At 57.1% G+C, this 12,262-nt stretch carries 13 protein-coding genes and 1 rRNA gene; all 14 read left to right on the forward strand.

The features are described from left to right. Positions 1 to 17: 17 nt before the first annotated feature. Entirely contained in the window at positions 18 to 257 is a 240-nt protein-coding gene (gene acpP, locus AAC01S_RS08870; protein ID WP_067621334.1) for an acyl carrier protein, read from the forward strand. A gap of 72 nt (positions 258 to 329) precedes the next feature. Then, positions 330 to 1,574 (forward strand): beta-ketoacyl-ACP synthase II, encoded by a 1,245-nt coding sequence (fabF, locus tag AAC01S_RS08875; RefSeq protein ID WP_067621335.1) that lies wholly within the window; start codon positions 330 to 332, stop codon positions 1,572 to 1,574. Positions 1,575 to 1,701: 127 nt separating this feature from the next. Beyond that, a complete protein-coding gene (gene rnc / locus AAC01S_RS08880) occupies positions 1,702 to 2,427 on the forward strand; it encodes a ribonuclease III (RefSeq protein WP_067621336.1) in 726 nt (241 codons plus the stop codon). Next, positions 2,408 to 5,980 (forward strand): chromosome segregation protein SMC, encoded by a 3,573-nt coding sequence (gene smc / locus AAC01S_RS08885; RefSeq protein WP_067621337.1) that lies wholly within the window; start codon positions 2,408 to 2,410, stop codon positions 5,978 to 5,980. Before rnc ends, smc begins: the two co-directional genes overlap by 20 nt. Before the next feature lie 14 nt (positions 5,981 to 5,994). Beyond that, the gene (ftsY, locus tag AAC01S_RS08890) at positions 5,995 to 6,906 is read left to right on the forward strand and encodes a signal recognition particle-docking protein FtsY (RefSeq protein ID WP_067621338.1); all 912 of its coding nucleotides are present in this window, start codon (positions 5,995 to 5,997) and stop codon (positions 6,904 to 6,906) included. 100 nt (positions 6,907 to 7,006) lie between these two features. Then, a complete protein-coding gene (ylxM, locus tag AAC01S_RS08895) occupies positions 7,007 to 7,363 on the forward strand; it encodes a YlxM family DNA-binding protein (protein ID WP_245630138.1) in 357 nt (118 codons plus the stop codon). Continuing rightward, on the forward strand, positions 7,356 to 8,828 hold the full coding sequence (gene ffh / locus AAC01S_RS08900) for a signal recognition particle protein (protein WP_067621339.1): 1,473 nt from the start codon (positions 7,356 to 7,358) through the stop codon (positions 8,826 to 8,828). The genes ylxM and ffh overlap by 8 nt, the downstream gene beginning before the upstream one ends. A 22-nt stretch (positions 8,829 to 8,850) precedes the next feature. Continuing rightward, positions 8,851 to 9,123, forward strand: coding sequence for a 30S ribosomal protein S16 (gene rpsP, locus AAC01S_RS08905; RefSeq protein WP_067621340.1), 273 nt, complete (start codon positions 8,851 to 8,853; stop codon positions 9,121 to 9,123). A gap of 42 nt (positions 9,124 to 9,165) precedes the next feature. After that, positions 9,166 to 9,396 (forward strand): KH domain-containing protein, encoded by a 231-nt coding sequence (locus AAC01S_RS08910; protein ID WP_067621341.1) that lies wholly within the window; start codon positions 9,166 to 9,168, stop codon positions 9,394 to 9,396. A 19-nt stretch (positions 9,397 to 9,415) separates the two neighbouring features. Further along, a complete protein-coding gene (locus AAC01S_RS08915; RefSeq protein WP_067621342.1) occupies positions 9,416 to 9,838 on the forward strand; it encodes a YlqD family protein in 423 nt (140 codons plus the stop codon). Further along, entirely contained in the window at positions 9,835 to 10,371 is a 537-nt protein-coding gene (gene rimM, locus AAC01S_RS08920; protein ID WP_067621343.1) for a ribosome maturation factor RimM, read from the forward strand. The genes AAC01S_RS08915 and rimM overlap by 4 nt, the downstream gene beginning before the upstream one ends. A 6-nt stretch (positions 10,372 to 10,377) precedes the next feature. Further along, a complete protein-coding gene (gene trmD, locus AAC01S_RS08925) occupies positions 10,378 to 11,157 on the forward strand; it encodes a tRNA (guanosine(37)-N1)-methyltransferase TrmD (protein ID WP_067621352.1) in 780 nt (259 codons plus the stop codon). Positions 11,158 to 11,220: 63 nt separating this feature from the next. Next, positions 11,221 to 11,424 carry a hypothetical protein gene (locus AAC01S_RS08930; RefSeq protein WP_067621344.1) on the forward strand — a complete coding sequence of 68 codons (204 nt, stop codon included), beginning with the start codon at positions 11,221 to 11,223 and terminating at the stop codon, positions 11,422 to 11,424. Positions 11,425 to 12,127: 703 nt separating this feature from the next. Then, positions 12,128 to 12,262: ribosomal RNA gene (locus tag AAC01S_RS08935) — 16S ribosomal RNA — on the forward strand; the annotation flags it as partial.

The following is a 12,262-nucleotide window of genomic DNA, read 5'->3' on the forward strand; positions in this document are numbered from 1 at the left end:
CTGAAGGAGGTGAGAGGATGGCAAATGAAGTGTTTGATCGAGTGAAGAAAATTATTGTCGACAGACTCAGCGTCGATGAAGATAAGATCACGTTGGATGCCACATTTAAAGATGATCTTGGTGCGGATTCGTTGGATATCGTCGAGCTGATTATGGAACTGGAAGATGAATTCGACCTCGAAATCTCTGACGAGGACGCGGAGAAAATCAGTACGGTGGGCGATGTAGTTACATACATCTCTGAGCACCAAGGTTAATGCTTAGGCTTCAAGTATGGCACAGTCCCGTGCGCGAGCCGGGGCTTTCTGCTATTTAAGGGAGGTGAACTCATGGTGCGACGTGTAGTTGTAACGGGATTAGGCGCGGTCACGCCGGTCGGAAACGATGTTCCGACTTTCTGGCAGAGTCTAGTGGCAGGTAAGTCGGGCATTCGAGAGATCGATCGCTTCGATACGTCCGAATATCCTTGCAAGATCGCCGGATTGGTGACGGATTTTGATCCGGAGCGATATGTTGATAAGAAAGAGCTTCGACATATGGACATGTTTACGCAATATGCGCTTTACGCTGCGCATGAAGCGGTGAAGCATTCCGGGCTTGTCATCACGGATGAAAATCGAAATCGAATCGGTGTGTATATCGGTTCTGGCATTGGCGGCATTGGAACGACGCTCAGCAATTATCGTATTTTATTAGAACGTGGTCCGAAGCGCGTCAGTCCGTTCCTGGTGCCGATGATGATAGGCGATATGGCAACTGGACAAGTATCCATCGAGTTTGGCGTTGGGGGCCCGAACAGTTCTACGGTGTCCGCGTGCGCGACGGGATCGAACGCGATTGGCGACGCATTCAAGATTATCGAACGTGGCGCTGCCGATGCGATGATTGCGGGCGGAGCGGAAGCTGCCGTTGTCGACATCGCCTTGGCTGGCTTTAGCAATATGAAGGCTCTGTCTACGCGCAATGACGATCCAACCGGCGCGAGCCGGCCGTTTGAGAAGGATCGCGATGGATTCGTTATGGGCGAAGGCGCGGGCATATTGATTTTGGAGTCGCTTGAACACGCGCAGGCGCGCGGGGCGAAGATTCTCGCAGAGATCGTCGGCTACGGCATGTCTGGCGACGCGTACCACGTGACGGCTCCGGCTCCAGGCGGAGATGGCGCGATTCGGGCGATGCAGGCGGCGCTCGACGACGCGGGACTGCAGACGACCGACATCGACTATATCAACGCGCATGGCACCTCGACAGAATTCAATGATCGGATCGAAACGCTCGCGGTGAAACGGTTGTTTGGCGATCACGCCTACAGGCTGGCGATGAGCTCCATCAAATCGATGACGGGGCACCTGCTCGGCGCCGCCGGCGGCGTGGAAGCTGTGGCCTGCGTGATGACGCTCTTGGAAGGAATCCTTCCGCCGACGACAAACTATCACACACCGGATCCAGAGTGCGATCTCGACTATGTTCCAAATGTGGCGCGCAAACAGGATGTCCAGGTCGTGATGTCCAACTCGTTCGGCTTTGGCGGTCACAACGCTTCATTGATTTTCCGCAAGTACACGGCCGAATAACCGGCTGGAAACACATGCCCCTGGTCAATCCGGGGGCTTTTGTGCAATCAGGGTTTTGAGGGGCCGCCGCTCTTCGAGCGGACGTGGGAGCGACTGCGCCTCAAAATTCCCGAAAGGGAGAGACACAGTGTTGACCAAATGGGACGAATTGCAGCGCCTTGTCGACATTCGGTTTGTCGACCTGAATTTGTTGAAACAGGCTTTCACGCACGCGTCGTATCGGAATGAACATCGCAAGGCGCAAATTGAAGACAACGAACGACTTGAGTTTCTGGGCGACGCAGTCCTGGAACTGATTATCAGCGACTTTCTTTTTCAGACCTACCCGCGCCTTCCCGAAGGGGAATTGACCCGGATGCGAGCCGCCATCGTGTGTGAGGCGTCGCTCGTCATGTTTGCGCGTCGACTGACCTTCGAGCAGTTTATTCGCCTTGGCCGCGGCGAGGAACGAAGCGGAGGCAGGTCTCGCCCGGCCTTGCTGGCCGATGTCTTTGAAGCGTTTCTGGGCGCGGTGTATATGGATCAGGGCATTGAAGCTGCGCGCAAATTTGTCCATACCCATGTCATACCCTATCTTGGCGACGCAAAGGTCGGCGTCGACTACAAGACGGCGTTGCAAGAGTGGGTTCAACAACGATTGGGTGTGCCGCTTCGGTACCTCATCGTGGAAGAGCGTGGACCGGCTCACGCGCGCGAATTCGTGGTGCACGTGCAAATTGGAGATCAGGTGAAGGGCGTAGGCCTTGGCAAGTCGAAGAAGGAAGCAGAGCAGCAGGCGGCTGCGGCCGCTTTGGCGGCATTGGTTGAAGAGAATTCGGGGGAGCAGATGACGAGTGTATCTCAAGCAGATTGAAATCGTTGGATTCAAGTCATTTGCAGACAAGTGCCAAATCGTTCTGTCGCCTGGTCTCACCGGTGTCGTCGGCCCGAATGGCAGCGGCAAGAGCAATATTGCCGACGCCATTCGCTGGGTGCTCGGGGAGCAGAGTGTGCGAAATCTGCGCGGCAGCAAGATGGAAGATGTTATCTTTGCGGGCAGCGATCTCCGCAAACCGACGAATCTGTGCGAGGTTTCCCTGGTCCTGGACAATTCCGATCACCACCTTCCCGTCCTGTTTGACGAAGTGACCGTGACGCGCCGGGTGTTTCGAAACGGTGACAGCGAGTACCTCATCAATCGTCAACCGTGCCGGTTGAAAGACATTCACGAGTTGTTTATGGATACCGGCCTTGGCCGCGACGCGTATTCCATCATTGGCCAAGGCAAGATCGAGGAGATGTTGTCGACGCGGCCCGAAGACCGCCGCGGACCGTTCGAGGATGCGGCGGGCATTGTGAAGTTCAAACACCGCCGAAAAGAAGCGGAACGCAAACTGGACGAGACTCAAGCAAACTTGGTTCGCGTCGAGGACATTCTCGCCGAGTTGGAACAACAATTGGGTCCGCTCGCGCAGGAGCGCGAACGCGCCGAGCGCTATCAACATTTGGCCGACGCCCTCGAAGAGGGCGAAATCACGCTGTTGGTCGTCGAGATCGACCGATTGAACGAACGGTTCAAGCAAGCGAGCGAGGCGGTGCTCGTGCGTCAGTCGGCCCGCGACGCCGCGGCGCAGGCCTTGGCTGAAGTCGAGGAGGCTTGGCGGAAGGAACGGGATCAACTGGACGAAGCTGCAGCCCGCGTCGACGCGTTGCAGACCCAGTACGTTCAGTTGATTGAACGCAGGCAGAAGGCGCAGGGCGACTTGGCGTTGATTGAGCAGCAGATGAGTCACCTGCAGACGACGGAGACGGTTCGCGAACAAGCCAGACAACAGCAAGCCGCCGAATTGACGGACGTTGAGGCAGAGATCGAGAAATTGCAAGTCGCGATGTCGGACGTCGAAGCGCGGCTTGGCCTCAAGTCTGGAGAGTTGGAGATTGCGGCGGAAGGCGCGAGGGAAGGGCGGAAGGAGTCGATCTCGGCCGAGATCGACAACCTGAACGCCGATTTTATCGACGCCAACCACCGTGCTGCAACGTTGCGCAACGAATTGAAAATGCTGGCTGAGCAGGCGGCATCCGAGGCGGGTAAGCGCCAGCGGTACGAAGAGGACGTCGCCAAGTGGCAGGCGCAGGTGGAGCAGGCTGTCTCGCTTTGCGCCGAATTGGAATTGCAGATTGCGGATGTGGAGAAGCGCATGGAAGCGTGCACCATTCGCATTCAAGAGTACGATTCCGCGAGAGATCAGGCTGCGGCCGAGGAGTCCAACTGCGTGTCGGAACTGCACCGCGTCCAGGGCGATTTGCAAGCCCTTCGCGCCAGACTCGAATTGCTCAAAGACTTGGAAGAAGGATACGACGGGTACGCCCTCGGCGTCAAAACCGTCTTGCAGCAGGCCTCACGGGGGGTGCTGAAGGGTATCCACGGGTCGCTCGCCGAATTGATTCGAGTGGACAAGCGCTTTGAACTCGCAATTGAAACCGCGCTTGGCGGAGCCTTGCAGAACGTGGTGGTCGGTACGGAAGTGGACGCCCGCGCGGCCATCCAACTGCTCAAGCAGCGGCAAGCTGGCCGCGCGACGTTTATGCCACTCGATGTGATTAAATCGAGGCGGATGCGCGACGGCGAGTTGGATTCGGTTCGCGGCGAGAAAGGATACGTCGGGATCGCGAGCGATTTGGTGGACGCGTCGGCGGCGTATCGAGTCGCAGTCGAACACTTGCTTGGCAATGTCATCATTGCGGAGACACTGGAAGATGCCAACATGCTTGCGCGCAAGCTCGGCTACCGAAATCGCATTGTGACGATTCAGGGCGACGTCGTGTCGCCGGGCGGTATCATGAGCGGCGGTCACCACAATCGGAAGGGTCCAGGCTTGTTGGGCCGATCCCGCGAGCGCCAGGACGTTGAAGCGCGCGTCGAGAGCTTGGAGCGCAAGGAGCGCGAACTAACGGAGCAGCAGGTGGCTCTGCGCCAGCGCGTCAATGAGTTGCAGGATGTGCGTCGGGACGAGCAGGTGCAATTGGAGGCTTTGGCACAAGAGCGCCAGTCGTTGCAGGGCAGGGTGCGTGACACGATGCATCAGAAGTCGTCTGCGGAAGAGCGGATCGACGCGCTCAAATGGGAATCCCACCAATTGCAGACGGGCCGCGACGCCATCGCGACCCGCAGTGAGACGGCGAAGGCGGAGCTGGAGGCGACGGAACAGAAGCTGGAGCAAATCGCCGCGGAGTTGCGCGAGAAGCGGGCTCAGCTTGCCACGGTTGAAAGCGAACTCGTGACGCGCCAGGAGCAAGTGACCAGCCTTCGTATCGAAGTGGCGACGCTGCGCCAAGAGCGTGACACCCTTGTCAGTCGGAAACAGGAGTTGCTGAATCGCCAGGCGAGGCTGATGGAATCCCTTCGCCAGCTTGAGTCCGAAGTGAGCGAGTCGCGCGTGACCCGCGAACGATTGATTGAGAAGCAACGGGCAACCCAGGAGACTGTTCAATCGCTGTTGGACGCCGTCGCGGAGGGCGAATCGCAAATGGAATCCGTCCGGCGGGATCGGTTGGAACGAGAGGCGGAAGTGCGGAGAAAGGAAGAGATTGTGTTTCGCCACCGTCAGCAGTTGTCGACCGAAGAGGAATTGCTCCATCGAAGCGCGGTCACGGCGGAACGAGCGGACGCAGATCTGGCGCACGCCTTGGAAAAGATGGGCGAAGCCCACGGTATGACGTACGAATGGGCGAAGACGAGGTATCCGCTGAACGCTCCATTGGAAACGCTGGAGAAGGAAGTGCAGTCGCTGCGCCGTCAGATCGCCGCGTTGGGGGATGTCAACCTTGGGGCGATTGAAGAACACGAACGATTGTCTGAGAGAGTTGGTTTCCTGGTTCAGCAGCGGGACGATCTCGTCGGCGCGCAGGAGCAACTGGAGAAGCTCATCGACGAGATCGACACCGAGATGTCGCAGCGGTTTATGGATACGTTCCGTCAGATTCAGGCGGAGTTTGCCAAGGCTTTTCAGGTGTTGTTCAACGGCGGCGAAGCTGACCTGTCGCTGACGAATCCGGACGATCCGCTGACGACAGGCATCGAGGTCGTCGCCAAGCCGCCAGGCAAACGGCTGCAGAACTTGAATCTGCTGTCTGGCGGCGAACGTGCGTTGACGGCGATGGCCTTGTTGTTTGCCATCCTCCGCGTGCGGCCGGTGCCGTTCTGCGTGTTGGACGAAGTGGAAGCGGCGTTGGACGAGGCGAATGTCGCGCGGTTCGCGCAACAGCTCAAATTGTTCGCGGCGCAGACTCAATTTATTGTGATCACGCATCGACGCGGGACGATGGAAGAGGCTGACGCGCTGTACGGCGTGACGATGCCGGAGAAGGGCGTGTCGTCCATGGTGAGCGTGCGTCTGACGGACGATGCGGATTATGAAACCGCGTAAGGAGGTGCGAGTCTGTGGGATTGTTCGATAAATTTAAGCAAGGACTCCAGAAGTCGAGATCGGCGCTGGCCTCCAGATTGACGAATCTGTTTGGCGGCAGGAAGTTGGACGAATCGATTTTCGAAGAGATGGAAGAGGCGTTCATTTCGTCCGATATGGGCGTGGAGACCGCCATGGAGCTGGTGGAGAGCATTCGGACTCGCGCCCGCAAACGGAGGATTGAACAGGCGGATCAATTGCCTGACGTCATGATTGAAGCCATGGTCGAGATGTTGAACATCGAGGGCGGGGAAATGAACCTCCAACCGGACGGTCCTACCCTCGTTCTCGTCGTGGGCGTCAATGGAGCCGGCAAGACGACGAGTATCGGCAAGCTGGCGCAGTACTACAAGAGTCAAGGCAAGAAAGTGCTGCTTGCGGCAGGCGATACGTTTCGCGCGGCGGCCATCGAGCAGTTGGTGGCCTGGGGAGACCGTGTCGGGGTCGATGTCGTGCGCCACAGCCAAGGGGCCGATCCCGCCGCTGTCGTGTTTGACGCCATTCAAGCAGGGAGGTCCCGCAATGTCGACATCATTCTCTGCGATACAGCGGGCCGCCTGCAGAACAAGACGCACCTGATGGCGGAACTGGCGAAAATTCACAAGGTTGCGGCCAGGGAAATGCCTGGCGCGCCGCACGAGGTGCTGCTCGTTCTCGATGGAACGACTGGTCAGAACGGTATGAACCAGGCCAAGGTTTTTAAGGAAGTCGTCGACGTGACGGGAATCGTCATCACGAAATTGGATGGTACCGCGAAGGGTGGCATCGTCTTTCCCATTGTGCATGAACAGCAAATCCCTGTGAAATGGGTTGGCCTGGGTGAAAGTGTCGACGATCTCCAGCCGTTCGACGCGACCGCGTTCGCCGAGGCGATTTGTCGGCCTTGATGGATGTTGCAGATTGCCTCAGCCTCCAGCCAAGATGGGTGTAAAGGGGAAGTGCTTGACAGTGGCTTCTATCCCGGATAATATGAGTGAGGTCACTCGAGTGGGCGACCTCTACGCGTTTTATGAGGCCTTGCTGACGGAGCGTCAGAGGCAAATCATTGAAATGTACCATTTTGATGATCTCTCTCTGGGCGAGATCGGGCAGGCGTTGGACATCAGCCGGCAAGCCGTGCATGATCAACTGCGGCGCGCGGGAGAGCAGTTGGAAGCCTATGAGGCGGCCCTTCACCTCCGGGAGATAGCCTCTCGGCAGCGCGAAGCGTGGGCGATGTTGACAGAGTCGCTTGCGCGATTGCAGGCCTACATCCCTGAGACGGAGCGCAGGCAACTGCAGGAGAGGCTGGATCGGATGACAGAGACGTTGTCGAGTTTGACGGGAGGTGAGGCGAATGCTTGAATCGTTGTCCAATAGTCTGCAGTCGGCCCTGAGCCGATTGCGCGGCAAAGGCAGGTTGTCGGAAGCGGACGTTCAGGCGGCCATGCGGGAAGTTCGGCTCGCGCTGCTCGCGGCGGACGTCAACGTGAAAGTGGTTCGCGACTTTGTCGACCGCGTTCGCGAACGTGCCGTCGGGCAGGATGTGCAAAAGAGTCTGACCCCAGGGCAGCAGGTCGTCAAGATTGTCTACGAAGAACTGACGGAACTGATGGGCGGCGAGCAGGCCCGCATTCAAATGGCTGCGAAGCCACCCACGGTTGTGATGCTGGTCGGGTTGCAGGGTGCCGGCAAGACGACGGCTATCGCAAAGCTCGGGCTGGCGTTTCGACAGCACCAGCACCGTCCATTGTTGGTGGCGGCGGACGTCTATCGTCCAGCGGCTATCGATCAGTTGCACGTGTTAGGCAAGCAAGTCGATATTCCAGTCTTCGATATGGGGACGGACGCGAATCCGGTTGATATCGTTCGCCAAGGCATGCTTGAAGCCGAGCGGCAAGGCGCGGACGTCGTGCTGGTGGACACCGCGGGACGCTTGCATATCGACGAGTCGCTGATGGATGAACTGGATGAGATGAAACGTGTCATTCAGCCACATGAAATCCTGCTGGTCGTCGATGCCATGACCGGACAGGACGCCGTTCATGTCGCCGAGACGTTCCACCAAAGGCTCGGCGTGACAGGGGTTATCCTGACCAAGCTGGACGGCGATGCGCGAGGCGGCGCAGCGCTCACAGTGCGTGCCGTGACGGGATGTCCCATCAAGTATGTGGGTCTCGGAGAGAAGATTGAACCGCTCGAGCCCTTTCATCCGGATCGTTTGGCTTCCCGAATTCTCGGGATGGGGGACGTCTTGAGCTTGATCGAGCGGGCGCAAGAGCGGATCGATCTCGATAAGGCCAAGGAAATGGAAGCTCGGATGCGTTCATCGTCGTTCACGTTGAACGATTTTCAGGAGATGTTCCGACAGGTTCGCAACCTTGGACCGCTGGATCAGGTCATGAAGATGATCCCTGGGATGAACAAGATCAAAGGCATCGAGAATGTCGATCTCAACGACAAACGCTTCATCCGGATGGATGCCATCATCTCGTCCATGACGAAGGCTGAGCGGGAAGATCCGAGTATCATGAACGCCAGTCGCCGCAGGCGGATCGCAAACGGAAGCGGAACGACCGTTCGGGACGTCAACCAGTTGCTCAACCAATTCGAGCAAACGCGGGAAATGATGAAGAAGATGACTGGCATGGGTAAACGCCTGAACCGGAAGGGTGCGATGGGCGCCCTGAAGGCGATGGGCGGATTGGGGGGCCTTCCAGGCTTGAAGGATTTACCCCAGATCCCGGGCGGGGAAGGAGCCTTCTCGGGCGGTTCCGAAGGTGTTGGCGGAAAGTCAAGGCATCATCGAAGCAAGAAGAAGCGAAAATAAGCTACAGTGGAGGTTATACAACATGGCAGTAAAGATTCGTTTGAAGCGCATGGGTGCAAAGAAGAATCCGTTTTATCGTTTGGTTGTCGCCGAGTCGAGCGCTCCGAGAGACGGTCGTTTCGTCGAGGAGATTGGCACGTACAATCCGTTGACCAATCCTGCGAAGATCGACGTGAATGAGGAACGCGCGCTGTATTGGTTGGGCACGGGTGCGCAGCCGTCGGACAAAGTGCGCTATCTGTTCCATCTCCAGGGCATCATGCAGAAGTTCCACGAGCAGAAATTGCAAAAGTAATCAGTGGGCGGCCTTCGGCCGCCCTTCGGAGTGATCGCGCAGATGAAAGAGTTGTTAGAATTTCTCGTGACTTCGCTGGTGGAACATCCAGAGCAAGTTGACATCTCTTCGACTGAGGAAGGCGATACGGTCACGTTCCAAGTAAAGGTGCACGCTGATGACGTCGGTCGCGTGATTGGCCGCCAAGGCCGCGTTGCGAAAGCTATCCGCAACGTCGTGAGCGCCGCCGCGTACCGCCAAAAAAAACGCGTCTTTGTCGACATTCAGTCATAGGAAAGAAAGGACGATCATTGTGGAAATCCGGCAACCAGTCGCTGTCAAATTTATTTTAACCGAGGCGACGAAACAACAGATTATCCAGGAACAGCGCCGTCAGATTGAGCAAGTGATCAATGAGTTGGAGCAGTTGGAAATTCAGGGTAAAGAGGCCATTGAACAGGCCATGATGCAAAGCGGTGAATTGGCTCAGCAAGTCCGCCAGCAAATTGAAAATGAGAAACAAGTGCGCGAAGCGCGCCGCGAAGAACTGTTTCAACAAATGCAACAATTTCAACAAATGGAGCTTGGAACCGAAATTCAGAACATGACTGTCGAGACGACGGTTACGGTGAACGTCGGCGACGATTGGTCGAAGATCCTGTTGGGATCGGAAATCGTGGTGCGCGACGGCATCGTGGTCGACATCCGGCAGAACGGGCAGTCGATCCAAGCGTGACTTCGTACTACACCGTTGGCGTATTGACCAAGCCTCACGGCCTTCGCGGGGAAATGCGCGTATTCCCGCGTACCGATTTTGCCGAAAAGCGATTTGCGGCAGGTTCCAAGCTGTTTGTCCGTCCAGAGGGCGGCAATCCCATCGCGGAAGTCGAGGTGCGCAGCGGTCGGGCGCACCAGAACATGTGGATCGTCGGCTTCAAGGATTTGACGACGGTCCATGACGTGGAACGCTGGCGTGGCATGGAATTATGCATTTCCGAAGAGCAACTGGAGCCTCTTCCGGAGGGTACGTATTACATTCACCAACTCGTGGGTCTGCATGTGTACACGGAAGACGGCGAATATCTCGGGGACTTGGTTGATGTCCTCATGCCAGGCGCGAATGACGTGTATGTGGTTCGCCTTCCGGGACGCAAGCAGGACATCCTCTTGCCGGCGATTCCGGATTGCATTCTCTCCGTCGATCTCGCGGAGTCCCGCATGACCGTTCACCTCTTGCCTGGTCTCATCGACGACGGGGAGGAATCGTAAGTGCCCCTGTCCATTCACGTCCTGACGCTGTTTCCAAATATGTTTTCGGGCGTTCTTCAGGAGAGCATTCTGAAGCGTGCGCTCGATTCCGGCGCCGCCCAGATTCATCTCATCGATTTCAGGAACTATACCAAGGATCGACATCGGACCGTGGACGATACACCGTACGGCGGTGGAGCAGGCATGTTGCTGAAACCGGAGCCGCTCTTCGAGGCGGTGGACGACATTGTCCGGCAGGGCGGCCCGCTCTTGCCGCCGTCCGATCGCGTCGTGTTATTGTCACCGACAGGCCGCCCATTCAACCAGGAACGCGCACGGGAGTACTCCAACTGCGAACGCCTGGTTTTTTTGTGCGGACATTATGAAGGTTTTGACGATCGCGTGCGTCAGCATCTGGCCACGGAAGAACTTTCGCTTGGCGACTTTGTGATGACTGGCGGGGAAATTGCAGCCATGGCCGTGATCGACGCTGTGGTTCGACTCCTGCCAGGCGTGCTCGGTAACGCCGATTCACTTTCAGCCGAGTCGCACACGGACGGCCTCCTCGAATATCCGCAGTTCACTCGGCCCCCCGTATACAGGGGCGCAGCGGTTCCGGATACCCTGTTATCCGGCAATCACCAGCGGATCGCGGAATGGCGGGACAAGCACGCGCTGTATCGAACCTGGCGCCTGCGACCGGAAATGCTGAAACTGGACAATCTCACGCCGCAGCAGCGTACATGGTTGTCCGCATTTGAGCGCGGTGATTTCACCGGGATCGATGTGCAATACGGAGAGCCCTGAGCGGACCGTATCGGCGGTATCACGAGTGTGTCTTTTGTGAACTGCAACAGGCGCACAGTTTTTATGGCTGTATCCCGGGGAGGAGCGCCTGTTGCAGCCAATGTATCGTATGGCGTCTATTCGCGACGTGTTCAAGTAGCTTCATCCGTCGCGTTGGGTATCTTCACGGGCTCGTTTGAGGATATCGTCCATCTGCCCGGACACGACGTGCGCTATCTCGTCGCCTTCATTCCATACGTCGTGATCGGTCGGTCAAGCGAATCGTAGCGAGTCGGAGCGTTTTCCTACGATTCACGGTGGTAGGGGACGTGGGCGGGACCAACCTCATGGGATTGGCTCGTCCGTCAAGCACACAGTCTGGACGGCATCGATTGCGGCGCAATGTCTGTTCGAAGGGAACTTGCGGGAATGTGGACGGGTGAAGCTCACGACATGTCGAGCAGTCTGATGTTCCTGCCGCGATAGCTGCGATATATGGCAGTCGTTCACGCAGCCCTTCTCGCTATCTCTTCCGATTGCCATGGAGGTTCCGTGGCAGTTGCACGGGAGTCTACAGCGCTTGCATAGCGCTTGCACAGCGTTCCCGCTTTCGCTGCCTGGTCGACTTCGGTGATGGTTGTCATCCTCTTTGCGTTGCTCGTTGCATTTCTTTTCGTCTCCTTTGCGTTTCCTTTGCGTTTCCCTGTTGACATCGAATTTGAGCGGTGATATAGTACTCGTTGCCGCTGTTCCGGCGGCCGCCCAATATACCCCGTCATCTCGGGCTTCATCATCTCCTTTCACCCGATCATCTCGCGTGAACATCCGATGAAAAAAGTACCAGGTGACAACGCGTTATCGTCTGTGGTATATTGATTGAGCTGCTTCGAGAGAAGCGCATTGCGGTCAAAGATGGTTCCTTGAAAACTAAACACACACCACGCCAGAGATACCAGTCTTGCGAAAGCGAGACGATGTTCGAGAGAACACATTGATTGAGAGTTTGATCCTGGCTCAGGACGAACGCTGGCGGCGTGCCTAATACATGCAAGTCGAGCGAACCCTTCGGGGTGAGCGGCGGACGGGTGAGTAACACGTGGGCAATCTGCCTATCAGACTGGAATAA

The organism is Alicyclobacillus acidiphilus NBRC 100859, from assembly GCF_001544355.1.
Lineage (GTDB): Bacteria > Bacillota > Bacilli > Alicyclobacillales > Alicyclobacillaceae > Alicyclobacillus > Alicyclobacillus acidiphilus.

Coding starts and splice junctions, on each gene's coding strand:
- acpP (WP_067621334.1), top strand. CDS start 18: ATGGCAAATGAAGTGTTTGATCGAGTGAAGAAAATTATTGTCGACAGA.
- fabF (WP_067621335.1), top strand. CDS start 330: ATGGTGCGACGTGTAGTTGTAACGGGATTAGGCGCGGTCACGCCGGTC.
- ffh (WP_067621339.1), top strand. CDS start 7,356: ATGCTTGAATCGTTGTCCAATAGTCTGCAGTCGGCCCTGAGCCGATTG.
- rpsP (WP_067621340.1), top strand. CDS start 8,851: ATGGCAGTAAAGATTCGTTTGAAGCGCATGGGTGCAAAGAAGAATCCG.
- AAC01S_RS08910 (WP_067621341.1), top strand. CDS start 9,166: ATGAAAGAGTTGTTAGAATTTCTCGTGACTTCGCTGGTGGAACATCCA.
- AAC01S_RS08930 (WP_067621344.1), top strand. CDS start 11,221: ATGGCTGTATCCCGGGGAGGAGCGCCTGTTGCAGCCAATGTATCGTAT.